This window comes from Sphingopyxis terrae subsp. terrae NBRC 15098, from assembly GCF_001610975.1.
Lineage (GTDB): Bacteria > Pseudomonadota > Alphaproteobacteria > Sphingomonadales > Sphingomonadaceae > Sphingopyxis > Sphingopyxis terrae_A.
Window position 1 is genome coordinate 3108558 of the sequence record NZ_CP013342.1, and the last position, 25204, is coordinate 3133761.

24 protein-coding genes and 1 tRNA gene are annotated in these 25204 nt (G+C 65.1%); 13 read left to right on the forward strand and 12 right to left on the reverse strand.

The genetic code is table 11. The features are described from left to right. The 6 genes from lpdA (at position 1) to AOA14_RS14790 (ending at position 5706) form a co-directional block, all read left to right on the forward strand. Positions 1-1413, forward strand: a complete 1413-nt coding sequence (gene lpdA / locus AOA14_RS14765) for a dihydrolipoyl dehydrogenase (protein WP_062902346.1) — start codon at positions 1-3, stop codon at positions 1411-1413. A gap of 230 nt (positions 1414-1643) precedes the next feature. Beyond that, on the forward strand, positions 1644-1985 hold the full coding sequence (locus tag AOA14_RS14770) for a hypothetical protein (RefSeq protein WP_062902347.1): 342 nt from the start codon (positions 1644-1646) through the stop codon (positions 1983-1985). After that, the gene (locus tag AOA14_RS14775; RefSeq protein WP_082819947.1) at positions 1946-2623 is read left to right on the forward strand and encodes a phosphatase PAP2 family protein; all 678 of its coding nucleotides are present in this window, start codon (positions 1946-1948) and stop codon (positions 2621-2623) included. Before AOA14_RS14770 ends, AOA14_RS14775 begins: the two co-directional genes overlap by 40 nt. A gap of 35 nt (positions 2624-2658) precedes the next feature. Further along, positions 2659-3582 (forward strand): aminotransferase class IV, encoded by a 924-nt coding sequence (locus tag AOA14_RS14780; RefSeq protein WP_202988277.1) that lies wholly within the window; start codon positions 2659-2661, stop codon positions 3580-3582. After that, positions 3579-4313: a sulfotransferase-like domain-containing protein gene (locus tag AOA14_RS14785; RefSeq protein WP_082819948.1), complete on the forward strand. Its 735-nt coding sequence runs from the start codon at positions 3579-3581 to the stop codon at positions 4311-4313. Before AOA14_RS14780 ends, AOA14_RS14785 begins: the two co-directional genes overlap by 4 nt. A gap of 73 nt (positions 4314-4386) precedes the next feature. Further along, on the forward strand, positions 4387-5706 hold the full coding sequence (locus tag AOA14_RS14790; protein WP_082819949.1) for a Xaa-Pro dipeptidase: 1320 nt from the start codon (positions 4387-4389) through the stop codon (positions 5704-5706). A gap of 20 nt (positions 5707-5726) precedes the next feature. Here the strand turns inward: AOA14_RS14790 and AOA14_RS14795 are convergent, their stop codons facing one another. From AOA14_RS14795 to AOA14_RS14830, 8 genes are all read right to left on the reverse strand, one after another. Then, a complete protein-coding gene (locus AOA14_RS14795; RefSeq protein WP_062902350.1) occupies positions 5727-6506 on the reverse strand; it encodes a tyrosine-protein phosphatase in 780 nt (259 codons plus the stop codon). Between the two features lie 2 nt (positions 6507-6508). Continuing rightward, a complete protein-coding gene (locus tag AOA14_RS14800; RefSeq protein WP_062903196.1) occupies positions 6509-7312 on the reverse strand; it encodes a crotonase/enoyl-CoA hydratase family protein in 804 nt (267 codons plus the stop codon). Between the two features lie 104 nt (positions 7313-7416). Further along, a complete protein-coding gene (locus AOA14_RS14805; protein WP_062902351.1) occupies positions 7417-8547 on the reverse strand; it encodes a CaiB/BaiF CoA transferase family protein in 1131 nt (376 codons plus the stop codon). Positions 8548-8684: 137 nt separating this feature from the next. Further along, positions 8685-9935, reverse strand: a complete 1251-nt coding sequence (locus AOA14_RS14810) for an acetyl-CoA C-acetyltransferase (RefSeq protein ID WP_062902352.1) — start codon at positions 9933-9935, stop codon at positions 8685-8687. Between the two features lie 55 nt (positions 9936-9990). After that, entirely contained in the window at positions 9991-10773 is a 783-nt protein-coding gene (locus AOA14_RS14815; RefSeq protein WP_062902353.1) for an SDR family NAD(P)-dependent oxidoreductase, read from the reverse strand. A gap of 11 nt (positions 10774-10784) precedes the next feature. After that, on the reverse strand, positions 10785-11990 hold the full coding sequence (locus tag AOA14_RS14820) for an acyl-CoA dehydrogenase family protein (protein WP_003051302.1): 1206 nt from the start codon (positions 11988-11990) through the stop codon (positions 10785-10787). Beyond that, positions 11987-13081: an acyl-CoA dehydrogenase family protein gene (locus AOA14_RS14825; protein WP_062902354.1), complete on the reverse strand. Its 1095-nt coding sequence runs from the start codon at positions 13079-13081 to the stop codon at positions 11987-11989. The genes AOA14_RS14820 and AOA14_RS14825 overlap by 4 nt, the downstream gene beginning before the upstream one ends. Before the next feature lie 118 nt (positions 13082-13199). Then, positions 13200-14384 (reverse strand): acyl-CoA dehydrogenase family protein, encoded by a 1185-nt coding sequence (locus AOA14_RS14830; protein ID WP_062902355.1) that lies wholly within the window; start codon positions 14382-14384, stop codon positions 13200-13202. 121 nt (positions 14385-14505) lie between these two features. Between AOA14_RS14830 and AOA14_RS14835 the strand changes: the two genes are divergently transcribed. Next, the gene (locus AOA14_RS14835; RefSeq protein WP_062902356.1) at positions 14506-15486 is read left to right on the forward strand and encodes an NAD(P)H-dependent flavin oxidoreductase; all 981 of its coding nucleotides are present in this window, start codon (positions 14506-14508) and stop codon (positions 15484-15486) included. Positions 15487-15718: 232 nt separating this feature from the next. Continuing rightward, positions 15719-16945 carry an alpha/beta fold hydrolase gene (locus tag AOA14_RS14840; RefSeq protein WP_062902357.1) on the forward strand — a complete coding sequence of 409 codons (1227 nt, stop codon included), beginning with the start codon at positions 15719-15721 and terminating at the stop codon, positions 16943-16945. A gap of 25 nt (positions 16946-16970) precedes the next feature. On the opposite strand, the gene AOA14_RS14845 is transcribed toward AOA14_RS14840, so the two are convergent. After that, positions 16971-17046, reverse strand: a tRNA-Lys gene (locus AOA14_RS14845). 44 nt (positions 17047-17090) lie between these two features. Further along, positions 17091-17618 carry a 2-amino-4-hydroxy-6-hydroxymethyldihydropteridine diphosphokinase gene (folK, locus tag AOA14_RS14850; RefSeq protein ID WP_409372270.1) on the reverse strand — a complete coding sequence of 176 codons (528 nt, stop codon included), beginning with the start codon at positions 17616-17618 and terminating at the stop codon, positions 17091-17093. Between the two features lie 17 nt (positions 17619-17635). Between folK and AOA14_RS14855 the strand changes: the two genes are divergently transcribed. Then, positions 17636-18325, forward strand: a complete 690-nt coding sequence (locus tag AOA14_RS14855) for a uracil-DNA glycosylase (protein ID WP_062902358.1) — start codon at positions 17636-17638, stop codon at positions 18323-18325. Here the strand turns inward: AOA14_RS14855 and AOA14_RS14860 are convergent. Together AOA14_RS14860 and AOA14_RS14865 are read right to left on the reverse strand one after the other, a co-directional pair. Continuing rightward, the gene (locus AOA14_RS14860) at positions 18286-18762 is read right to left on the reverse strand and encodes an RNA pyrophosphohydrolase (RefSeq protein WP_062902359.1); all 477 of its coding nucleotides are present in this window, start codon (positions 18760-18762) and stop codon (positions 18286-18288) included. The genes AOA14_RS14855 and AOA14_RS14860 overlap by 40 nt on opposite strands. Further along, on the reverse strand, positions 18759-19700 hold the full coding sequence (locus AOA14_RS14865; protein WP_062902360.1) for an alpha/beta hydrolase: 942 nt from the start codon (positions 19698-19700) through the stop codon (positions 18759-18761). The genes AOA14_RS14860 and AOA14_RS14865 overlap by 4 nt, the downstream gene beginning before the upstream one ends. Positions 19701-19897: 197 nt before the next feature. On the opposite strand from AOA14_RS14865, the gene AOA14_RS14870 reads away from it, so the two are divergent. From AOA14_RS14870 to AOA14_RS14885, 4 genes are read left to right on the forward strand one after another with little or no spacing between them, the layout of a single operon-like run. Then, entirely contained in the window at positions 19898-21760 is a 1863-nt protein-coding gene (locus AOA14_RS14870) for a 2-oxoacid:acceptor oxidoreductase subunit alpha (protein ID WP_003051329.1), read from the forward strand. Beyond that, positions 21757-22794 (forward strand): 2-oxoacid:ferredoxin oxidoreductase subunit beta, encoded by a 1038-nt coding sequence (locus AOA14_RS14875; protein WP_003051331.1) that lies wholly within the window; start codon positions 21757-21759, stop codon positions 22792-22794. The genes AOA14_RS14870 and AOA14_RS14875 overlap by 4 nt, the downstream gene beginning before the upstream one ends. A gap of 40 nt (positions 22795-22834) precedes the next feature. Next, entirely contained in the window at positions 22835-23782 is a 948-nt protein-coding gene (locus AOA14_RS14880) for a metal-dependent hydrolase (RefSeq protein ID WP_062902361.1), read from the forward strand. Beyond that, the gene (locus tag AOA14_RS14885) at positions 23782-25170 is read left to right on the forward strand and encodes a cryptochrome/photolyase family protein (protein WP_062902362.1); all 1389 of its coding nucleotides are present in this window, start codon (positions 23782-23784) and stop codon (positions 25168-25170) included. The genes AOA14_RS14880 and AOA14_RS14885 overlap by 1 nt, the downstream gene beginning before the upstream one ends. Positions 25171-25204: the final 34 nt, after the last annotated feature.

Genomic DNA, 25204 nt, shown 5'->3' on the forward strand with positions numbered 1-25204 from the left:
ATGGCTGAAAATTACGACCTCATCGTCCTCGGCTCCGGCCCCGGTGGTTATGTCGCGGCGATCCGCGCGGCGCAGCTTGGGTTGAAGACCGCGATCGTCGAGCGCGAGAATCTGGGCGGCATCTGCCTCAACTGGGGCTGCATCCCGACCAAGGCGCTGCTGCGCTCGGCCGAGATCTTTCACTATATGAGCCACGCCAAGGATTATGGCCTCGCCGCCGCGAGCATCAGCGCCGATCTCGATGCGGTGGTCAAGCGGTCGCGCGGCGTCGCGAAGCAGCTCAATCAGGGCGTCACGCACCTGATGAAGAAGAACAAGATCGCGGTCCATATGGGCGACGGCCAGCTCGCCGGTGCGGGCAAGGTCGAGGTGAAGGGCGACAAGGGCAGCGAGACGCTGACCGCCAAGCATATCATCGTCGCGACCGGCGCCCGCGCGCGCGACCTGCCTTTCGCGCCCGCCGACGGCAAGCGCATCTGGACCTATCGCCATGCGATGACCCCGGCCGAAATGCCCAAGAAGCTGCTCGTCATCGGATCGGGCGCGATCGGGATCGAATTCGCGAGCTTCTACAACGATATGGGCGCCGAGGTGACGGTCGTCGAAATGCTCGACCGCATCGTCCCTGTCGAGGATGCCGACGTGTCGAGCTTCCTCGAAAAATCGCTCAAGAAACAGGGAATGACGATCCTGACCGGCGCCGGTGTCGAGGAGTTGAAAGCAACCGCGAGCGGCGTTTCGGCGAAGATCAAGACGAAGGACGGCAAGGTTCAGGCGGGCGACTACAGCCATGCGATCGTCGCCATCGGCATCGTTCCCAACACCGAAAATATCGGCCTCGAAGCGCTCGGCGTCAAAACGACGAAGGGGCATATCGACACCGATCCCTATTGCCGCACCAATGTGAAGGGCCTGTGGGCGATCGGCGATGTCACCGCGCCGCCGTGGCTCGCGCACAAGGCCAGCCACGAAGGCGTGATCGCGGCCGAGGCGATTGCGAAGGAACTGGGCAACAAGGACGCGCACCCGCATCCGATGGATGCGAAGAACATCCCCGGCTGCACCTATTGCCACCCGCAGATCGCGAGCGTCGGGCTGACCGAGGCGAAGGCCAGGGAAGCGGGCTATGACGTCAAGGTCGGCAATTTCCCCTTCATCGGCAACGGCAAGGCGATCGCGCTTGGCGAGGTCGAAGGGTTCGTGAAGACCGTGTTCGACGCCAAGACCGGCGAACTGCTCGGCGCGCATATGGTCGGCGCCGAAGTGACCGAGATGATCCAGGGCTATACCGTCGGCAAGACCGCCGAACTGGTCGAACAGGATTTCATGCACACCGTCTATCCGCACCCGACGATCAGCGAGACGATGCACGAAGCGGTGCTCGGCGCCTATGGGCGGGCGCTGCATATCTGATCGCGCTTGAACCCGTCGATCCTTCACTATTCGCGCGGCGGCAATAGCGGGAAGGCCTTGCTCTTCCTTGCCTTTGCGGTCGTGGCTTTCGTTGTGGCCGGGTTGATGTACGACGACGCCCACGCCCCGCCGCCGCCGCCAGTGCCTCTCGCCGGCGGCTTGTGGCCCGCGCCGGCGCCACGGCGCGATCCGCTGGCACCGTTGCATATGATCGTGCTGATCGGGGCCGGATGCGGCTGCCTCTTCTATGCGGCGTTGCGGCCAGGATCGAGAACGGGCGCCTCTATTCCGATCTGCTGCACGATGCGGGTATCGGGTCGCTCGATGCGCGCGACATCACGCAGCTTCTCGTCGACCGCGCCGATCGCCTTCCGGGCGACCTCTCCGTATCGGTTGGATTGGGGGCGCGTTTCCGGCACGGACTCTATCTCGCCTATCGCACCGATCAGGGACCGGGCGTGCTGCGGTTGATGGACAATGATGTCGACGGCGGCACCGAACAATTGCGCCGCTTCGCCACCTATCTTGAGGCATGGCGAAAGCCCGCCGACGATCGGGCGAGGCAAGCCTGATCGTGGCGCAACCACCGGCGCGTTTGCGGAACAGGGCGGTCATGGTCGTGATGCTTGCTGTCGCGGTGCTGGCGCTCGGCCTGTTGACTCGCGCCGATCATGTCACGGCCCTTGACGCCGCGATCGCGCGGCATCTTACCTGGCCCGATGGCGCCGGTCCCCCGCCGCTGATTGCCTTCATGCAGGCGATAAGCTGGATCGGCGGCGGTACGCCGCGCTGGGTGCTGGTCGGCCTGATCGCGGCGGCGGTGCGCTATTGGGGCGGGCGGCGTCCGGCGCTGGCGATCGTGGCTGCGGTGTTGTTCGCCAACATCGCATCGAGCCTGCTCAAGGCCGCCTTCGATCGCCCGCGCCCCGACCTGATCGCGCATCTCGATCATGTCAGCAGCGCCTCCTACCCCAGCGGCCACGCCACCAGCGCGGCGGCGCTCTACCTGACGCTGGCACTGCTCGTGCCGCCGCGATGGCGGCGACAAGCATGGACCCTCGCGGTGCTGATGATCGGCCTCACCGGCCTCTCGCGCATCATGCTCGGCGTGCATTGGCCGAGCGATATCGTCGGCGGCACGCTGCTCGGCGCGGCTTTCGCGCTGGCGGCCGCGTGGTGGGCGCGTTCGGAGCCCGCCGGGCCGGCATGACCGCTCGACAGCGCCGTCCAAGCGGCTAGGTTGGAATGATGGCACAAGGCACGCACGACTTCGTCCCCGATCCGCGCAACGACGCGATCCTCATCAACGTCAACGGCGCGCTCGTTCCGCGCGCCGAAGCCAGCGTGTCGGTGTTCGACAGCGGCTTCATGCTTGGCGACGGAGTGTGGGAGGGGATCCGCGTTCACCGCGGCCGCATGGCGTTTCTCGACCAGCATCTCGATCGGTTGTGGGAGGGCGCAAAGGCGATCGCGATGGACATCGGGATTTCGCGCGAAGCGCTCGAACGGCGGCTCTACGACACGATCGATGCCAACCGGATGGACGCGTGCCATATCCGCCTGATGGTGACGCGGGGGATCCGCTCGACCCCCTATCAGGATCCGCGCGTGATCGTTTCGCCCGCGACGATCGTCATCATTGCCGAACATAAGGACCCACTGCCCGCGACGGTCGAAAAGGGGCTGTCGCTCTTTACCGTCCATGTCCGCCGCGGCGATCCCGCGGTGCAGGACCCGAAGCTCAATTCGCATTCCAAGCTCAACTGCATCACCGCCTGCATCCAGGCGGCGCAGGCCGGCGCCGACGAGGGGCTGATGCTCGATCCGCACGGCTTCGTCGCGACCTGCAATTCGACCCATTTCTTCATCGTCCGCAAGGGCGAGGTGTGGACGTCGACCGGCGATTATTGCCTGGGCGGGATCACGCGCGGCAACGTCATCCGCATCTGCCGCGACAACGAAATAGCGGTCCATGAACGGAATTTTTCGCTGACCGATGTCTATGGCGCCGACGAGGCGTTCGTGACCGGCACCTTTGCGGGCGTCGTTCCCGCGCACACGATCGACGGGCGCAAGCTGACCGATGGGCGCGGGCCGATGGTCGAACGCCTGCAGGGCCTCTATCGCGCGCTGATCGAGGCCGATATCGCGGCGCGGGGACGACCGTGACCGATTGCGTCCGCATCGCCATGTGGTCGGGGCCGCGAAACCTGTCGACCGCGATGATGCGCAGTTTCGGCAGCCGAGCCGACAGCTTCGTCACCGACGAACCCTTTTACGGCGCCTATCTGCGGCAAACCGGCGACCCGCAGCCGATGATGGAGCAGGTCATGGCGTCGATGGACTGCGACTGGTACAGCGTGGCGCGCACCCTGACGGGGCCGAATCCCGCCGCCACGCCGATCTGGTATCAGAAGCATATGGCGCACCATATGGTCGGCCCGATCGCGCATCACGATCTGCCCGGGCTTCGCCACGCCTTCCTGATCCGCGACCCGGCGCGCGTCGTCGCGAGCTATGCGGCCAAGCGCGTGATGGTCCGCCCCGACCATCTCGGCACTGCGCGCCAAGTCGAGTTTTTCGACCGCGAGGCCGACCGGCTCGGCCATGCGCCGCCGGTGATCGACAGCGCCGACATATTGCGCGACCCGCCGGCGATGCTGCAGAAATTGTGCGCAGCGCTCGGCATCAGATGGGACCCCGCCATGTTGCAGTGGCAACCCGGAATCCACGCCACCGACGGCATATGGGCGTCGCACTGGTATGATGCGGTTGCGGCCAGCACGGGCTTCGGTGCGCCCGACAAGGCTGCAGTGCCGCTATCGCCCGAGGCGCAGGCCGTCGCGGATGCGTGCCGCACCGACTATGCCTATCTTGCGCACCATAAAATCGCCGCCTGACACAAATTTCGCTGTCCTACAGGGGCGCCTTTTGCCATCAAGTCTGCGGGCAGCAACAGAGGGTGGACGCGCGATGCAATCCAGTGTGAAGTTCGGCAGTTTTCTGCGAGGAATCGCGATCGGTGCGGCGGCGATTTTTGCCGTTGGGACAGCATCGGCGCAGGACGTGGCGGCGCCGCAGAAGACGGTGATCACCGCGGCACGCTATCTCGACGTGCTGACCGGCAAGACCGTCGAGCATCCCGCTATCTTCGTCGGGCCAGACGGGCGCATCACTGGCATCGCCGATGCGCGCACCGTGCGCTGGGGCTCCGACGTCCGGCAGATCGACCTCGGCGACCGCACGCTGTTGCCGGGCTTCATCGACATGCACGTCCACCTGACGTCGCTCGCCGAAGTCGGCGGCTATCAGGGGCTGCGCTACACCGACAGCTTCTGGACCGTCGTCGGCGTCGCCAATGCGAAGAAGGTACTCGACGCGGGCTTTACCACCGTGCGCAATGTCGGGTCGGCCGATTTTGAGGATGTCGGGCTGAAGCAGGCGATCGAGGGCGGTTTCATTCAGGGACCGCGCATCATTCCGGCGGGGTGGGCGATCGGCGCGACCGGCGGCCATTGCGACAGCGGCGGGCTGCCGCCGTCTATGGACCGCAAGGAGGCGTCGGTGATCGACAGCCCCGAAGAGGCGCGCGCGAAGGTACGCTGGCTGCACAAATATGGCGCGCGCGTCATCAAGATCTGCGCGACCGGCGGCGTCTTTTCGCTCGGCGACAGCGTCGGCGCGCAGCAACTGACCTTCGACGAGATGAAGGCGATTGCCGACGAGGCGCATATGCTGGGGCTGAAGGTCGCGGCGCACGCGCATGGCGACGACGGGATCAAGACGGCGATCCTTGCCGGCATCGATACGATCGAACATGCCAGCCTTGCGAGCGATGCGGCGATCAAGCTCGCCATCGAACACAAGACCTGGTTCGACATGGATATCTATAACGACGATTATATCCTCGCGACCGGGACCGCCAACGGCACCGAACAGGAAAGCCTCGACAAGGAAAAGGCGATCGGCCTTGCCCAGCGCCAGACCTTCCAGCGCGCTGTGAAGGCGGGGGTGCGGATGCTGTTCGGCACCGACGCCGGCGTCTATCCGCACGGCGATAATGGCAAGCAGTTCGCAAAGATGGTCGAGTGGGGGATGACCCCGCTCCAGGCGATCCGCGCCGCGACGGTCAGCGGCGCCGAAGCGCTCGACATGACGAACGACCTCGGCGCGATCGCGGTCGGTCGCTACGCCGACATCATCGCGGTCGATGGCGACCCGCTCACCGATGTGACTCGGCTTGAGCATGTGGCCGCGGTCGTGAAGGGCGGCGTGCTGGTGAAGGGCGAATAATCCGCCCTTGGGGAAAGGGACTATACGACCAGCTTGTCGATCAGGGCTTCGCGCATCGCGGGGGTGAAATTCAGCACCGCCTCGGCATAGCTCGGAATATCGCCATGATCGCGGCGCACCGTCGCCAGCGCGGCGTCGAGATAGGCGGGATTGACCGACATCAGCGCGCGCACCGCCTCGTCCTTGATCTCGGCGCCATAGCGGGCACGGATGTGTGCGGCACCCTGCGCGATGCGTTCCTCGATCTTACCCGCCGTGTTGGTAAGCAGATAGTCGTGCATCAGGTCATCCTCGTGCACACCGACGAGCCGGTGGACGATCGCGACTGCAAAGCCGGTGCGGTCCTTGCCGGCGACGCAGTGCACCAGGCTGGGCGCGTCATATTCGGCGAGCGCCGCCAGATAGAGGCGCAGCGTCGCGACGAGCGCCGAGCGATAGGGCATGCCGGCATAGGTGTCGATCATTCGCGCCCGTGCCGTCTCGACATCGATCGCGCCGCCCGCCGCCTGAAGATGCGGTGCCAGGCCGGCGGTGACGCCGCCCGCAAACAGGACGCGCGCCGAAAAATTGTCGGAGCGGCGACAGGGATGCATTTCGCGCTCGTCGTCGCCGCGCAGGTCGATCACGGTTTCGAGGCCCAGCGCATCGACTGCGCCCAGATCCTCGTCGGTCGCCTGTTCATGGTGCGCCGAACGCCAGAGCAGGCCCTGCCGCAGCCGCCCGCCATCCTCGACCGCATAGCCGCCATAGTCACGGAAATTATGGATGCCCGAAAGCGGCAGGACGCGGTCGGCGATCATGGCTATTCTCCGGTAAAGACGGGTGCGCGCTTTTCGACGAAGGCGTTGATCGCCTCGCGGTTGTCGGCTGTTTCGTGGACGATCGCCTGATAGGCGGCGCTGAGTTCGAGGATGTCGCTCATCCGGCTGTGTTGCGCCTCGCGGAGCAGCCGCTTGGTGAGCCGCAGCGCGCGCGGCGGGTTGCACACGATGCGCTCGGCGATCGCCACCGCACGGTCGAGCAGTTCGGCATCGGGGACGACTTCGGTGACAAGCCCATAGTCCTTCGCCGTCTGCGCGTCGAAGCGGTCGCCGGTCAGGAAGAGTTCGGCCGCGCGCGGATAGCCGAGGACGCGCTGAAGCAGCCAGGCGCCGCCGTCGCCGGGAACGATGCCGACCTTGATGAAGCTGCAGGCGAACTTGGCGCTCTCCGCCGCGATACGGATGTCGCAAGTGCAGGCAAGGTCACAGCCGAGGCCGACAGCATGGCCGTTGACCGCAGCGATCATCGGGATTTCGCAATCCATCAGCGCGCGGATCACCGCCTGCACGCCGCGGCGATAATTGGCGCGGGTCGAATCAGGCTGATCGAGCACGCCGATCCCCTTGCGATCCTGCATCGACTTGAGATTGCCGCCCGCGCTGAACGCCTTGCCGCTGCCCGTAAGGATGATCGCGCTGACGCTGCGATCCTCGCCCAGCGCGCGGAGCGTGTCGACGATATCGTCGCAGTCGGCATGGGTGCCGATGGCGTTCATGCTCTCGGGCTTGATCATCGTCAGGATGGCGATCTTTCCCCGCCGCTCGACACTCAGAAATTCGCCCATCATCACGTCTCCTGTACCGCGCACAGGCTACGCCCCGCGGTCTGTTCTGGCAAGTTGCAGATGGCGTCGCCGGGCGCGGATCGGCGCCCGGTCGCCGCATCGGTTCAGCGGACCGCGCCTCCGCTGCGCAGCGCGGCGATCCGCTCGGCATCATAGCCGAGTGCGGCAAGCACCGCGTCGCCGTCGGCGCCCACCGCCGGGGCGGGACGCGGCGTGTCGGCCTTCGTCGCCGAATAGCGCGGGGCAGGGGCGGGCTGGGTGGCGCCGCCGACCGAGAGGAAGGTTTCGCGCTCGACATTGTGCGGATGCTGCGGCGCCTCTGCGAGCGAGAGGACGGGAGCAAAGCACACGTCGGTCATTTCCATCAGCGCGCACCATTCGTCGCGCGTCTTGGTCGCGAACAGCGCTGTCAGCTTGTCCTTGAGCGGTTCCCACTGCGACGGGTCCATCTGCGCATCGAAGGCGGGATCGGCGTCGAGCCCGGTCTTTTCGCGCAGCAAGGCATAGAATTGCGGCTCGATCGAGCCGATCGAGATGAACTTGCCGTCGGCGCACGCATAGGTGTCGTAGAAATGGGCGCCGGTATCGAGCATGTTGACCCCCGGCTCGTCGCGCAGCCGGCCCATGGCATAGAAGCCCCAACTCATCCCCGCCAGCAGCGCCGACCCGTCGGTCATCGCGCAGTCGATGACCTGACCTTCGCCGCTCTTCGCGGCGTGGAGCAGCGCGCTTGCCATGCCGAAGGCCAGCATCATGCCGCCGCCGCCGAAATCGCCGACGTAGTTGACCGGCGGCACCGGCTTTTCCCCCGCGCGCCCAACGGTGTGGAGGACGCCCGACAGTGCGATATAGTTGATGTCGTGTCCCGCCGCCTGCGAATAGGGGCCATATTGGCCCCAGCCGGTCATGCGTCCGTAGACGAGCCTGGGATTGTCGGCGAGCAGCACATCGGGGCCGAGCCCCAGCCGCTCCATGACGCCGGGACGATAGCCTTCGATGATGCCGTCGGCGCTCTTGCACAGATCGCGCGCGATCGCGACCGCCTCGGGATTTTTCATGTCGAGCGCGATCGAGGTGCGGTTGCGCGACAGCGGATCGCGCGGGTCCATGAAACCGCCGGGACGATCGATGCGGATCACCTCCGCACCATGGTCGGCGAGCATCATCCCGCAATAGGGGCCGGGACCGATCCCCGCAAATTCGATGATCCTGATGCCCTTGAGGGGTCCGGCCATGTCGTGTCTCCCATGCCTGCATCGTCATTGCGAGGATCCCGGACTTGATCCGGGGGACGCTGCAATCCAGGGGGGCGTAAACTCCCTGGGTTGCTTCCCCCAGCTTTCGCTGGGGGATCGCATTGACGATGATTGTCTTAGATGCGTTCGATGATGATGGCCGGTGCCATGCCGCCCGCGGCGCACATGGTGACGAGGCCATAGCGACCGCCCGAGCGTTCGAGTTCGTCGAGGGCGGTGCCGATCAGGATCGAACCGGTCGCGCCGATCGGGTGGCCGAGCGCCATCGCGCCGCCGTTGATGTTCACCTTTTCGCGATCGAGGTCGAGGTCGCGGATGAACTTTTCGGCGACCACCGAAAAGGCTTCGTTGATTTCCCAGACGTCGATGTCGTCCTTGGTCAGCCCGGCCTTTTCCAGAACCTTCTTGGCCGCCGGAACGGGGGCGTTGAGCATCAGCGTGGGATCGTCGCCAATATTGGCATAGGCGACGACGCGGGCGCGGGGCTTCAGGCCATGCTTGTCGGCATAGTCCTTGGACGTCAGCAAGATCGCGGCGGCGCCGTCGACCACGCCCGACGAGTTGCCGGCATGATGGAAATGCTGGATTTCAAGGTCGGGATAGCGGCGGTTGATCTGCTTGCGGAAGGTGAAGCCGCCGCCCATGTCAAAATCGGCGAGCGCGGCAAAGCTGGGCTTGAGCGACGCAAGGCCCTCCGCGGTGGTTTCGGGGCGCGGGAACTCTTCATGGTCCAGCGCAACGCTGCCGTCCGGGTTCAGGACGGGCACGACCGACTTGTTGAAGCGGCCTTCCTTGATCGCCCTGTCGGCGCGCTGTTGGCTGACGAGCGCGAGCGCATCGAGCGCTTCGCGGCTGATGCCTTCGATCGTCGCGATCGCGTCGCCGCAGATGCCCTGGTGCGACTGCGGGTGGATGTCGTCGAGCGCTTCGTGGCCCGATCCCATCAGGCGCGGCGGCAGTCCCGCGTTCGCCTGCTCGGCGGCAAAGGCGGTGGTGTAGCTCATCATTTCGGTGCCGCCGGCGATGACGCAGTCTTCCATTCCGCTCATCACGCTCGCCGCGGCGAAATTGACCGAGCTGATGCCGCCGCCGCAGAAGCGGTCGAGCGTCGTTCCGCTGGCCTTGGTGTCGTATCCCGCCGACAGCGCCGCCATGCGGCCAAGGTCGCCGCCCTGCTTGCCGTTCTGCGACGAGGTCGACCAGACGATATCGTCGACCGTTGCGGTGTCGAGATGATTGCGGTCGCGGATCGCGGCGAGGACGGTCGCGGCGAGATGCTGTGGGTGAAGATGCGACAGCGCGCCCTTGCCGGGCTTGCCGATCCCGCGCGGGGTGCGGACGGCGTCGATGATATAGGCTTCGGCCATGATGATGTTCCTTCCTTGAAAGTCTTGACGCGGGGCCATGCGGCCATCCCGAGGTTTACCGGGGCGCCATGCGGATGGCGCCGTCGAGGCGGACGGCCTGGCCGTTGAAATAGGTGTTGCGGATCATTTCCATCGCCAGGCTGGCATATTCCTCGGCCTTGCCGAGCCGCTTGGGGAAGGGGACCGACGCTTCGAGGCTTTCCTTGACCTTGGGGTTCATATTGCCGAGCAACGGCGTACCGAACACGCCGGGCATGATCGAATTGACCCGGATGCCGAGGTCCATCAGATCGCGCGCCATCGGCAGGACGAGGCCGTTTACCCCGGCCTTGGCCGACCCGTAGATGACCTGACCGATCTGCGCGTCCTGCGCCGCGACCGAGGCGGTGAAGATGATTGCGCCACGTTCGCCGTCTTCCAGTTCGGGCAATGTCGCCATGCCTTCGGCCGCGATCGATCCGATCCGGTAGCTGGCGGTCAATATGCCCGCGACGCCATATTCATAATCGGCGGTCGGGGTCCGGCGAAATTTGCCCGTTTCCTTGTCATAGGCGAGCGTCTTGCCGCGGCGCGACGTCATCGCGCAGTGGACCGCGATGCGTTCCTGACCATGAGCGGCGCGCGCCTTGGCAAAGCCGTCGAGAACCGACTGTTCGTCGGTGATATCGACATGGACGAACAGGCAGCCGATCGAATGCGCCACCTCTTCGCCCAGCGCGTCGTTGATATCGAAGATCGCGACCTTCACGCCTGCGGCGGCAAGCGCTTCGGCGGTTGCGCGGCCAAGACCGGACGCGCCGCCCGTGACGACGGCCGCGGTCGAGGAATCGAGTTTCATGGGGAGGCTCCTCAGGCTGGAATCTGGTTGAAGGGGACGCCCTTGTCGGGGCGATGGTCTTGCGGCAGGCCGAGGATGCGCTCGGCGATGGTGTTGAGCAGCGTTTCGTCCGATCCGCCGGCGATGCGGCCGGTCGGCGCGTTGATCCAGCTCGATGCCCAATCGTCCTTGGGCGAGGCATGCTCGTCGAAGTGGAAGCCGCCGACGCCCTGCAGGTCGATCGCGAGTTCGGACAGCTTCTGGCGCGAGCGAACCGCAACCAGCTTGTTGAGCGAGCCTTCGGGCCCCGGCGTCATACCCGCCTGCATCATCAATCGTGCGCGGACATTGATCGAATCGAGTCCCGAACGCATCGCATAGTTGCGGGCGATCTGCTGCCGGATGCGGCCATCCTCGATCGCCGGTCGGCCATTGATCATCAGGTCTTTCGCCAGATCGACGAACAGGTCGAGGTGCGGGCCGAATCCGGCGCTGTCGGTCGCGACATAGCGTTCGATCATCAGGGTCGCGAGCGCGACCGAGAAGCCGCCGCCGACCGGAGACATGCGGTGGTCGTCGCTGATCTTCACATCATCGAAGAAGACTTCGTTGACGTGACTGTCGCCGCCGGCGAGTTTGATCGGGCGCACGGTGACGCCGGGCGCCTTCATGTCGACCCAGAAATAGGTAAGGCCCTTGTGCTTGGCGACGGTCGGGTCGGTGCGCACGACGATGACGCCATAGTCGCTATATTGCGCCCAGCTCGTCCAGACTTTCTGGCCGTTAATCTTCCATCCGTTGCCATCGGTTTCGGCGCGCGTGCGCAGGCCGGCAAGATCGGTGCCGCCCGATGGTTCGGAGAAGAGCTGGCACCAGATTTCTTCGCCCTGCAGCGCCTTGAGCACGCGCTCCTTCACGAAATCGCGGTCAGAGCCGAACTGCATCAGCACCGGCACCGGCATGCCGAGCGAGATGCCGAAATAGACGTTCGGGAAGCCGTGCTTCATCTCCTCGGCTTCGAAGGTGATCTTCTCGATATGGCCAAGGCCCTGTCCGCCGAGGTCGGTAGGCCAGTTGATGCCCGCGAAGCCCGCATCGAATTTCGCCTTTTGATAGCGGCGTCCGAGCGCGAGATCCTCTTCGACGCTCAGGCCCTTGCGGGCCGCCTTGCCGAACGTGGGCGCGACGGATTCGCACCAGGCTGCGGCCTTCGCGCGATAGGCTTCGAGATCGCTCATGCTGCTTCTCCTGCCAGGCGGTCGACCAATATATCTTCCCAGAACAGGCTGCTTCCCTGTTCAAGCGCCAGCGTGCGGGCGCGGCGCATATGAAGGTGCAGGCCGATTTCCCAGGTCACGCCGATGCCGCCGTGGATCTGCACGCAATCGCGCGCCGCGGTGTCATAGGCTTCGGTCGCCGAAAGCCGCGCCGCGGCGGCCGCCGTCACGAAGTCGCTCTGCCCCTCGCGCGAGGCCGCGTGGATGCAATTGGCGCGCGCGAGTTCGACGAGGCCGTAGAGTTCGGCGATGCGGTGCTTGATCGACTGGAAGGCGCCGATCGGTTGCCCGAACGCCTTGCGCGTCACGGCATAGTCGCGCGCGATTTCCATCAGCGCCTCGGCTCCGCCCGTCTGTTCGTGCGCGGTGATGACGGCCTGCAATGCCAGAATGTGCAGCGCCGCCGCGCGCGCGGCGCTTCCGCTGACGAGCGTCTCGGCGGGCGTATCGGCAAAATGCAGGTCGGCGAGGCAGCGGCTGTTGTCGAAGCTGTCGATCGCCGTCTTTTCGACCTTGGCAAGATCGACCAACGCGAGGACCGGCATACCCGGGCCATTGGCGAAGACAATGGCGACGTCGGCATGTAATGCGCCCGAAACGCCGTCCTTCACCCCATCGAGGCGATCATTGGTCAGCGTGACTTTGGGATGGGCGGGCAGGGCGTCAGGCCCCGATGCAATCGCGACCGCCCCGATGACGTCACCGCTTGCCAGTCCAGGTAGCCAGCGCTGTTTCTGATCATCGCTGCCGTTTAGCTCGATCGCTTTTGCCGCACCGAAATTCGAGGTCAGAAAGGGTGCGCCGCTGAGCGTGCGACCCGCCTGGTGCGCAATCAGCCCGAGTTCGACGAGGCCCAGCGCCAGGCCGCCATAGGCTTCCGGCAAGGCCAGCGCGGTCCAGCCTTGTTCTTTCGCGGTGGCCCAGAAGGCTTCGTGATAGCGCCCGCTTGTCTGGAGCAGCGGGAGCAGATCGTCCTTGTGCACGCGCGCTTCCAATATGCGGCGCGATTCGGTGGCGATCGCCTGTTGTCCTTCGTCGTGCAAAATCGACATCGGTCCGAGTCCTCTACCCTTTATGTTTTCACCCATCATCCGGACGTTAACGTAAACGTCAAGTCGTTTTGACGCTACGGCTGGAGGATCGGGCGGCAAAGCGCAACTGACAGGGGCATCAGGTGCGTCCGGCCTTCCAGTCGCGGCGGATCTTCTTGGCAAGGCTCCATTTGTGGACCTCGGTCGGACCGTCGTAGATGCGGAAGGCGCGCACCTCGCGGAACACCTGTTCGACGATCGTGCGATCGGTGACGCCGGTCCCGCCCATCACCTGAACGCAGCGGTCGGCGATCCGCATCAGCGCTTCGGAGACCGCAACCTTTGCCATCGAGCTTTCGACCGTGCCGAGCGATCCGGTGTCGAGAACGCCGGCGCACCAGTCGATCATCAGTTCGGCCTGCTTCAGATCGATCATATTCTCGGCGAGCATGAAGCCGACGCCTTCATGCTCGATCAGCGGCTTGCCAAAGGCTTCACGCCGGTTGGCATAGTCGGTCGCGATTTCGTGCGCGCGAATGCAGCAGCCGAGCCAACGCATGCAGTGTGACAGCCGGGCGGGGGACAGGCGGACCTGCGCGTAGCGAAAGCCTTCGCCGGCCTCACCCAGCATCTGGTCGGCGGGGATACGCAGATTGTCGATGGTCAGCGTCGCGTGCCCGCCAGGCATCGAACTGTCGATCGTGTTCGGAATCTCGTCGATGCGGATCGCCGGATCGGGCAGGTCGACGAGGAACATGCATGCGCCTTCTTCGGCCTTCGCCATGACGATGCCGACGCGCGCGCCCTCCGCGCCGGTGATGAAGGTCTTGCGGCCGTTCACGACCCAATGATTGCCGTCGGGGCGGCAGGTCGTTTTCATCATCGACGGATCGGACCCCGCACCGCCGTCTTCGGCGGGTTCGGTCATGAAAAAGGCCGATCGGACGCGGCCCTCGACCATCGGCTTGAGGAACCGTTCCTTGAGCTCGGGGCTGCCTTCCTTGCCGAGCAGATACATATTGCCTTCGTCGGGCGCCATCGTGTTGCAGGCGAGCGGACCGAGCGGCGACAGACCTGACTTTATGAGGACGACCGCCGTCTCGCGCTGATTGAGGTGGCTGCCGTCGGACAGGATGTGCGGCGTCAGCACGCCCGCCGCGCGGGCATGGTCGCGCATTTCCATCACCAGCTCGTCGGTCGGTGCGCCATGATGGTCGCGGCGCGGGTCTTTCTCATAGGGGACCACCGTCTCGCGGACGAAGGCCTCGACCTTGGCTGCGATCGCCAGCGCCCGATCCGATATGCCTTGGTGCGTCGCCGCCATTCCGATTCCCTTCGCTGTCTAACTATATCGTCTCTCAACCCGACGTTGACGTAAGCGTCAAGTTAATTCAAGGGAGAAGCAACGGTGCCGTAACGGCAGAGACAGAAGGGAAGGATGGACCATGGCTTTCAAGACGCGCATCACCGAAATGCTGGGTATCGAGCATCCGATCGTGCAGGGCGGCATGCAGAGCGTCGGCTATGCCGAACTGGCGAGCGCTGTGTCGAACGCCGGCGGCCTTGGTATCATAACCGCGCTGACCCAGCCGAGCCCCGATGCACTGCGTGAGGAAATCGAACGCTGCCGGTCGATGACCGCCAAACCCTTTGGCGTGAACATGACCGTGTTCCCGACGATCAACGCGCCCGATTACAAGGCCTATGCGCAGGCGATCATCGACGGCGGCGTCAAGATCGTCGAAACGGCGGGCACCCAAGCGGTGCGCGAGATTTGGGAAATGCTCAAGCCCCATGGCGTCACCATCCTGCACAAATGCACCGCCGTGCGTCATGCGCTGTCGGCCGAAAAGGCGGGCTGCGATATAATTTCGATCGACGGCTTCGAATGTGCAGGCCATCCCGGCGAGGACGATATTCCGGGGCTGATCCTGATCCCGGCCGCCGCCGACAAGGTGAAGATCCCGATGCTGGCCTCGGGCGGCTTCGGCGACGGTCGCGGGCTGGTCGCAGCGCTGTCGCTCGGTGCCGAAGGCATCAACATGGGGACGCGCTTCTGCGCGACCAAGGAAGCGCCGATCCACGACAATGTGAAGCAGGCCTATGTCGATAATGACGAGCGCGGCAGCTTCCTGATCTTCCGCAGCCTCAAGAACACCGCGCGCGTCGGCAAGAGCGCAGTGTCGGAGGAGGTGGTGCGCCGCCTTGCGCAGCCCGATGCGACCTTTGCCGACGTCGCCGAACTGGTCAACGGCAAGGCCGGCCGCGAACTCCTCGAAACGGGAGATCTGACGAAGGGGGTATTCTGGGCCGGGATGGTCCAGGGCCTTATCCATGATATTCCGAGCTGCCAGGAATTGATCGACCGCATCATAGCCGAGGCGGAGGCTGTCCTCGATCAGCGACTGGCCGGGTTTCGCGCCTGAACGGCCTTCCCAAAGAAATGCCCCGCCGGTGGGACGCCGGCAGGGCAGTTGGGGGAGGTGATCTGGGTGGCAACTGGTGCAGGGTTGCCGTGAACGCAGGTTCGATCACCGGAACCTGCCATCCGCTTTTGGCAAGGGTGCGGTTCCCCGACTTTGACTTGCATCAACAAGCGAAAATAATCATGCCCGACCGGTCGCCGCCGCGGCACCGGACGAAAGAGATTTTCACGGCATGAGCATCGTTCATTATCAGGGCTTCGCAGGAACCCGCCTCGAAGCGGACGTCATCGGATCGGATAATGACCCGGCGGTGCTGCTGCTTCACGGTGCGGGCCAGACGCGCGCGATCTGGTCGAATGTCGCCGACGCGCTCGAACAGGCCGGCCGCCGCGTCATCAGCCTCGACCTTCGGGGACATGGCGGAAGCGAGTGGCCCGAGGATGGGCGCTATGACTTCGATGCGTTGGTCGGCGATCTGCGCGCGGTGCTGGCACAGCTCGGCACGCGGCCGGTCGTCGTCGCCTCGACCCTCGGAGGATGGATCGCCGCTGCCGCGCTCGAACGCGACGCGGCGGTGCTCGCCTCGGGGCTGGTGCTCGTCGACCTGCCGGTCAGTGACGATGTAACGATGGCGCAGCGCATCGGTGACCGCCTGCGCGAAGCGGCCAACCGGGCGCCTGGTCAGGCGGCATGGGACGCCCGGCTGTTCGAAGCCTTCGACGCCGCTACCGTGACCGAGCGGCTTTCGGGGATCGCCCCCAATATAGCCTTGCCGACGCTCTATGTCCGCGGCGCGATGAGCGAACTTGTCTCGCGCGCCTCGGCGGCGGCGTTCGTCGGCCAGCTCCCCGATGGCGAACTGGTCGAGGTGGAGGACGCCGCGCTGGTCGTCACCGAAGACCGGATCGATGCGCTCGGCGCGCATCTGATCGACTTTCTCGAGCGCCGCGCACCGCGCGGCTGGCCCGAATATCGCGCTGGGTCCGATGCGCGGACCTTTCGCGACGCACTCGGCTGTTTCGCGACCGGCGTCACCGTCGTCACAGCCATCGATGCGGCGGGCCAGCCGATCGGCCTCACCGCCAACAGCTTCACCTCGGTATCGCTCGACCCGCCGCTCCTCCTCGTTTGCATCGCCAACAATGCCGGCAGCGCGGCGGTGCTGCGCGAAGCGGAGCATTTCGCGGTCAATGTGCTCCAGATCGGCCAGCAGCCGACGTCGAATCGCTTTGCGGGCAAGGGCGAGGACCGCTTCGCGGCAACCGGGTGGGAGATCGGCGAGTTCGGTACGCCGGTGCTGTCGGGATCGCTCAGCAGTTTCGAATGCGCGCGCGAGGCAGTGCATCCGGGCGGCGATCATTTCATTCTTGTCGGCCGCGTCCTGAAAGCGATCTTCGAACCGCGCCGCGATCCCTTGCTCTACTTCCGCGGCAAATATCGCAAGCTGCACTTCGCCTGAGGTAAGGCGCCAATTTCGGCGGTTATGGTGAGCCCTGCTGGGTTCGAACCAGCGACCTACTGATTAAAAGTCAGTTGCTCTACCGACTGAGCTAAGGGCCCATCGCGGACCGCGCGGGGGCGGTGTGCGAAAGCGAGCCGTCGCCCTAGTGCGCCGAAGCGCCGTGGTCAACCGGCTTTGCCCGCGAAAGACGCGCGGCGAGTTGGCGGACGCTTTGGCCGCTGAGCGGATGGCGCCAGGCGGGTGCGATCATGCGGAGCGGGCCGAGCACGAAATCGCGCACGGTCATTGCCGCGTGCGGCACGGTGAGCGCCGCATCGCTCCATGCGCCCTCCGACCACAGCAATATGTCGAGGTCGAGCGTGCGTGCGCCCCAGCGCTGGCCGCGCCGCCGTCCGAAAGCAGCTTCGATGGCTTTCAGCCGATCGAGCATCTCGGGCGGGCTGAGCGGCGAGGCGACGAGCGCGACGGCATTGGCGTAGCGGCGGCGCGAAGGGCCGATCGGCGCACTCGCGACGATCGGGCTCGCATCGACGGGTTCGATATCGTCGCTTTCGAGCGCGGCGAGTGCTGCGAGCAACACGCGCCGCGGATCACCGAAACGGACGTGGCAGCGGTTCGAACCAAGGCCGATGGCATAGAGGGGGAGGGGCGTTGCGCTGGTCATGCCCATGCGCCTATCGCAGCGGGGTGAAGATTGACAGCCCCTTGCCCGGTACCGAGCCGCCGCGCGATTGCCGACGTTGCCCGCGCCTTGTCGGGTTGCGTGCCGCCTGTCGCGTTGAGCATCCCGATTGGTGGAATGCCCCCGTCTATGCTTTCGGCGACCCCGATGCGTGGCTTGCCATCGCCGGGCTCGCGCCGGGAAAGCACGGCGCCAACCGCACCGGGCGGCCGTTTACCGGAGATTATGCGGGCGACCTGTTGTTCGAAACGCTCGCCGCCTTCGGGCTCAGCCGCGGCGTCTATGACGGGCAGATCGACGACGGGCTGCGCCTGGACGGAACGATCATCGTCAACAGCGTCAAATGCCTGCCGCCGCAGAACAAGCCGACGCCCGCCGAAATCGCCGCCTGCCGACCCTATTTCGAGGGACAGCTCGCGGCGCTGCCACAGGTCAGGGTGCTGATCGCACTCGGCCGAATTGCGCATGACGCGGCGGTTCGCGCTGCGGGCGGACGGCTCGCCGCCTATCGGTTTGCGCATGGCGCGGTGCATCGCCTGCCCGACGGGCGCCATCTGGTCGATAGCTATCACTGCTCGCGCTACAACACGAACACCGGGCGACTGACGCCGGCGATGTTCGCCGACGTCTTTCGCACCGCCGTCGCATTGCGCGATCAGACCAGTGGGCGGAATTCGTCGACGACGGCGCGGTAAAGCTGGCGCTTGAACGGGACGATCAGCCGTTCGAGCTCGTCGAGTTCGGCCCAGCGCCAGGCGCGAAATTCCTGATGCTGGGTCGCGATATCGACATCGCTATCCTCGCCCATGAAGCGCATCAGGAACCACGACTGGCGCTGACCGCGATATTTCCCGCCCCACATCTTGCCCATCAGATGGTCGGGCAGGTCGTAGAAATGCTCGGTCTTGCTGCGCGCGATGATATCGACCAGTCCGGCATGGACGCCGGTTTCCTCGCTGAGTTCGCGGATTGCGGCATCTTCGGCATCCTCGCCGGGATCGATGCCACCTTGCGGCATCTGCCACGCGTCCTCGGCCGAATCGAGTCGCTGGCCGACAAAGACACGGCCATGACGATTGGCGAGCATCACCCCGGCGCAGGGGCGATAGGGAAGGGCGCTGGCGTCGATCATGCGGTCGCTTCGGCGACCATCGCCTTGAGGACGGTCAGATTGCCGCGGATGTCGTCCTTGGCACTCGGGATGCCCTGCGCCAGACAGATATAGCCGTGGATGGTGCCCGCGGCCTCGCGGTAGGTCGTCGGCACCCCGGCGGCGATCAGCTTGCCGGCATAAGCGCGGCCCTGATCGCGCAGGGGATCGAGCCCCGCGGTCACAAGCAGGGTCGGCGGCAGGCCGGCGGCGTCGAAATCGATCGGCGATGCGCGGCGATCGGCGGGATCGGCGGCATAATGATCGCCGAACCAGGTCATGCCGCCTTCGGTGAGCAGATAGCCATCCTTGAAATCGCGATAGCTTTGCCAGTCCTGATGCGTCGTGACCGCCGGATAGATCGGATGGATCGCGACCACCGGCTTCGCGGCTGGCGTATCGCGCAGCGCGAGCGCGGTCGCGATGGTCAGATTGCCGCCCGCGCTGTCGCCCGACAGGACCAGCCCGGTGCAAGGAATATCGTCGGCGACCCAGCGCGTCGCCGCTTCGCAATCCTCGGGCGCCGCAGGGAAGGGGTGTTCGGGTGCGAGGCGATAGTCGACGGCGATCACCGGCATGTCGAGCTGACGCGCCGCTTCGGCGCAATAGGGATCGTGCGTGTCGAGATCGCCGATCACCCAGCCGCCGCCATGGTAGAAGACCATGACCGGGCCGGGCTCGCGATCGGGACGGTTGTCATAGATGCGGATCGGAATCTCACCGGCGGGTCCGGGAATGGTGCGATCCTCGACCTTCGCGATCGCGCCGCGCGGCACGTCGGCCATCTGGCCCATCACGCGCATCATCTCGCGCCCCGCCTCGGGCGGCATCTCTTCCATCTTGGGGCCTTCCTGGGCGTTGAGGAAGGCAAGAAAGGCCGCCACATCGGGGCGAACATAAGGAGTCGTGCCGTCGGTCATCCGTCATATCCCTTTGCTATGTTGTTGCCGCTGCTATTCGCCATCGGGTGGCATAATTCAATGGCAATTGGAAACTGATTGCGGCAGGCGCGCGCCGATCCGCTTTGCAGCGCACAAATTTTTCTGAATTGCGGGCGGCGTAAGACGGGCCTAGGCCCATTCCGGTAATTCGCAGGACTCTAAAGGCAGAACAGAAAATGGCGACAGTGGTCGAGGACCGGGCCGAAGATCGGCAGTCCCCCCTTTCCGACGCAGTGGTGGTTCGTTTCGCGGGCGACAGCGGCGACGGGATGCAGCTGACCGGTGGTCAGTTCACGCTTTCGACGGCGCTCGCGGGCAATGACCTGGCGACTTTCCCTGATTTTCCGGCCGAAATCCGCGCGCCGCAGGGCACGCTGTTCGGTGTTTCGGCGTTCCAGATCAATTTCGGGTCGAGCGAGATCACGACCGCGGGCGACGCCCCCGACGTGCTCGTCGCGATGAACCCCGCGGCGCTCAAGACCAATGTCGGCGTACTCAAGCTGGGCGGCCTGATCATCGCCGACGAAGGCGAATTCAACGACCGCAATCTCGCCAAGGCGAAATATGACGCCAACCCGCTCGAGGATGGCAGCCTTGCGAAATGGCAGCTTCTGAAGCTCAACATCAGTCAGGCGACGATGGATGCGGTCAAGCCGTTCGGGCTCGGCAACAAGGAAGCGCTGCGCTGCAAGAATATGTGGACGCTCGGCCTTGCGCTGTGGATGTTCGACCGCGACCGCCAGCCGCTGATCGAGTGGCTGAAGGCGAAATTCGCCAAGGATCCCAATCTTGCCGAAGCGAATATCGCGGCGCTCAATGCGGGCCATGCCTATGGCGAAACCGCCGAACTCGCGGGACCGCTCAAGCAGCATCATGTCGCGCCGGCGCCCGCCGAACCCGGCCTCTATCGTACGCTGACCGGCGCCGAGGGCATCGCGCTCGGCCTTGTCGCCGGGGCGCAGCTTGCGCATCTGCCGATGTTCTTCGGCGGCTATCCGATCACGCCCGCATCGGCAATCCTCCACCATCTGTCGCGGCTCAAGGAATATGACGTCACGACCTTTCAGGCCGAGGATGAAATCGCCGCCATCTGTTCGGCAATCGGTGCGAGCTACGCAGGGTCGCTGGGCGTCACCAGCTCGTCGGGACCGGGTATCGCGCTGAAGGGCGAGGCAATGGGCCTCGCGATCATGACCGAACTGCCGCTCGTCATCGTCAATTCGCAGCGTGGCGGCCCGTCGACGGGCCTGCCGACCAAGACCGAACAGTCGGATCTCTATCAGGCTGTCTATGGCCGCAACGGCGATGCGCCGATGCCGGTGATCGCCGCGCGCTCGCCTGGTGACGCGTTCGAATGCGCGATCGAGGCGTGCCGGATCGCGGTCCAATATATGACGCCGGTGATGTTGCTGACCGACGGCTATATCGCCAACGCGGCCGAGCCGTGGAAAGTCCCCGACCTGACCGCCTATGAAGCCTTCCCGGTCGAATTTCTGACCCAGGTACCGGAAGGCGGCTTCAAACCCTATGGCCGCGACGAAAAGCTCGCGCGCCCGTGGGTGAAGCCGGGTACGCCCGACCTGTTGCACCGGATCGGCGGGATCGAGAAAGAGATCGACACCGGTCACATCAATTATGCGCCCGAAAATCACCAGGCGATGACCGACATTCGCAAGGCGAAGATCGACGGGGTCAAGGTTCCCGACCAGATCGTCGAACTCGGCGCCGAGGGCGGCAAGCTTGCGATCGTCGGCTGGGGATCGACCTATGGCCCGATCCATCAGGCGGTGCGCCGCAAGCGCGCCGAAGGGAAGGACGTCAGCCAGATTCACCTGCGCCATATCTGGCCGCTCCCCGCCAATCTGGGCGAATTGCTCAAAAGCTATGACAAGGTGATCGTGCCCGAAATGAACACGGGCCAGCTCAAGACGGTGCTGCGCGACCAGTATCTGGTCGATGCCAAGCCGCTCAACAAGGTGTCGGGCCAGCCCTTCCGGATTGCCGAAATCGAAGCTGCCATCGAGGAGGCGCTCCAGTGAACGAGATGACGACCATCGCCCGCACGACGACGCTCAAGGATTGGGAAACCGATCAGGAAGTGCGCTGGTGCCCCGGCTGCGGCGACTATGCGATCCTGAAGGCGGTGCAGCGCACCCTGCCCGAAATTGGCGCAGTGCCCGAAAGCACCGTGTTCATCAGCGGGATCGGCTGCTCGTCGCGCTTTCCCTATTATGTCGAAAGCTACGGCTTCCATACGATCCATGGCCGTGCGCCGGCGTTCGCGACGGGGCTGAAGCTTGCCAATCCCGAACTCGACGTGTGGATCGTCACCGGCGACGGCGATGGTCTGTCGATCGGCGGCAATCACACGATGCACCTCATCCGGCGGAACCTCGATTGCCAGATCATGCTGTTCAACAACGAGATTTACGGGCTGACCAAGGGCCAATATTCGCCTACCAGCCGCGTCGGCACCAACAGCCCGTCGACCCCGTTCGGCTCGGTCGACCGCCCGGCGCAGCCCTGCGCCTTCGCACTCGGCGCGGGCGCCCGCTTCGTTGCGCGCGGCTTCGATGTGTCGAAGGAACTGCCGAATGTTCTGAAAGCGGCCCATGCGCACAAGGGCGCGGCCTTTATCGAAATCTTCCAGAACTGCATCGTCTATAACAAGGACGTGTTCCAGGATTTCGCCGCGCCGAAGGGCGCTGAAGACCGCCAGCTCTGGCTCCAGAACGGGGAACCGATGCTGTTTGCCAAGGGCGCGAAGGGCATCGCGCTCGATCAGGAGGCGCTGACGCTCAAGGTCGTCGATGTCGTCGATGGCGACTGGCAGGCAGCGGGCGTGATCGTCCACGACGTCACCAACCGCAGCGTCGCGCACATGCTCGTGGAAATGCGCTTCGGCGAATTCCCGATGGCGCTCGGTGTCCTCTACGACGATCCGCGTCCGACTTTCGAAGCCGACGTATGGCGCCAGAACAAGGCGGCGGCTGAGGGCAAGAAGGCCGATCTGCAGAGCCTGCTCAAGAAAGGGCAGACCTGGACGGTCAGCGAAGGCGGGCCCGATCTCTGATCGCTTGCGGTCGATGCGCGCGTCGGCTTTATAGGGGCGCATGGACAATCTGACCCACAGCCTCGTCGGCGCGGTTCTTGGGCAAATGGGGCTCAAGAAAAAGACCGCGCTGGCGATGCCGACGCTGATCCTCGCCGCGAACCTGCCCGACATCGATGCAAGCTGCGCCTTTTATGGCGTCGAATCGCTCGCGATGCGCCGCGGGATCACCCATGGGCCGATCGCGCTGCTTTTGCTGCCGGTCCTGCTCTGGGCGGCGATGATCGCCTTCGACCGCTGGCAGACGCGGCGGGGAACGCGGCCCGCTACAAGGCCGCCCTTGCATCGCGGCTGGTTGCTCGCGCTCGCCTATATCGGGTGCCTCAGCCACCCGGCGCTCGACTGGCTCAACAACTATGGCGTGCGGCTGCTCGAACCGTTCAGCCACCGTTGGTTCTATGGCGATACGCTGTTCATCATCGACCTGTGGATATGGCTGGCGCTCGGCCTGTCGGTCTGGCTGTCGCTGCGACGCGAACGGCGCGGGGCGCCTGACTGGCGACGTCCGGCTTGGATCGGTTTCACTGCCGTTTGCGCTTATATCTTCGCCAACGGTGTCATGACGGGGCAGGCCGAGGCGCAGGCGGCCGACCTGCTGCGCCGGAGCGGACAAGGCGGCGCGCTGGTCGTCGCGAGCCCGCCGCCGATCGCCTTCTGGCGGCGCGATATCTTTTGGCGCGGGGGCGGGCGCTATGGCAGCGGCGCCTATGCGCTGGGGCAGGGGAGCACGGTGGAGCCGGGGGTTCCGTCGGGCATGGACGACATGCGCCTCCGCGCGTGGTTGAAGTCCGATCCGCCCGCGCGCGCCTTCCTTTTCTGGGCACGGATGCCGGTCGCGACGCGCGACGGCGATGCGATCGTCCTGCACGATCAGCGCTATATGCAGCCGCTGGCGCGCGACCAGTTCACGGTGCGCGTGACCGCACCCGATACCGCCAGCTATCCCTGATGGCGCCGCCGACGATCCTGTGGTTTCGCCGCGATCTGCGGCTCGCCGATCAGGCGGCGCTTGTCGCTGCGGCGACGTCGGGTCCGGTCATTCCCGTCTATATTCTCGACGACGAAACGCCGCGGCACCGCGCGATGGGCGGCGCGTCGCGTTGGTGGCTGCATCACAGCCTCGCGCGACTCGACGAAAGCCTGCGCGCGCGCGGTTCGCGGTTGATCCTGCGGCGCGGCAAGTGCGAGGACGAACTGGCGAAGATTGCCGAGGAGAGCGGGGCCGGCGCCGTGCATTGCCTCCGTCATTACGAGCCGTGGTGGCGCAATGCCGAGCGCGCGGTCGCGAAGCGCCTCGATCTCGTTTGTCACGACGGCAATTACCTCGCGCCGCCGGGATCGGTGAAGACTGGCAGCGGCGGCCTCTATAAAATCTACACCCCCTTCTGGCGCGCGCTGCGCGATCATATGCCGCCGCCTGCGCCCGTGGATGCCCCCGAAGGCCTCGATGCGCCCGACCGCTGGCCGGCGTCGGACCGACTCGACGATTGGGAACTGCTGCCGTCACGCCCCAATTGGGCGACGGGGTTCGAAGGCGAATGGACGCCGGGCGAACCGGGCGCGCACGCGCGGCTCGGCGCGTTCGCGGGCATCGCGGCACGCTATGATGAGCAGCGGAACCTGCCCGCGATCGTAGGCAGTTCGCGCCTGTCGCCGCATCTTCACTTCGGCGAGATTTCGCCCGCCGCGATCTGGCATGCCGTTGCAGACGCAGGGGGATCGGTCGATGTGTTCTTGGCCGAGATCGGGTGGCGCGACTATGCGCAGACGGTGATCTTGCAATATCCCGATTACGGCGCCCGCAGTGCCCGCGAAGCCTTCGATACCGCGCTGTCCTGGCGGAGCGGCGAGGAGGCCGACGCCGATTTCGCCGCCTGGCAACAGGGACGCACGGGCTATCCGATCGTCGATGCCGGCATACGGCAGCTCTGGGCAACCGGCTGGATGCACAATCGCGTCCGCATGATCGCCGCGAGTTTCCTCATCAAGCATCTGCTCATCGACTGGCGGCGCGGCGAACAATGGTTTTGGGATACGCTGGTCGATGCCGATTACGCGTCCAATGCGGTGAATTGGCAGTGGGTCGCGGGGTCGGGTGTCGACTCGAACATGTTTCCGCGCATCATGGCACCGCTTACCCAGTCGGAGAAATTCGATGCCGCCGCCTATATCCGCCAATGGGTGCCCGAACTGGCCGATATCGGCGATGCCGCAATCCACGATCCCGATGAATTCGGTCGCCGTCCGCGAAGCTATCCCCCGAAAATCATTGGGCATCGCGAAGCCCGCGCGCGGGCGCTGGCGGCTTATGACGTCATGAAGGCCGACGACAACTGATTGTCATGGCGCAGGTTTTGCGGCAGGGAATGCT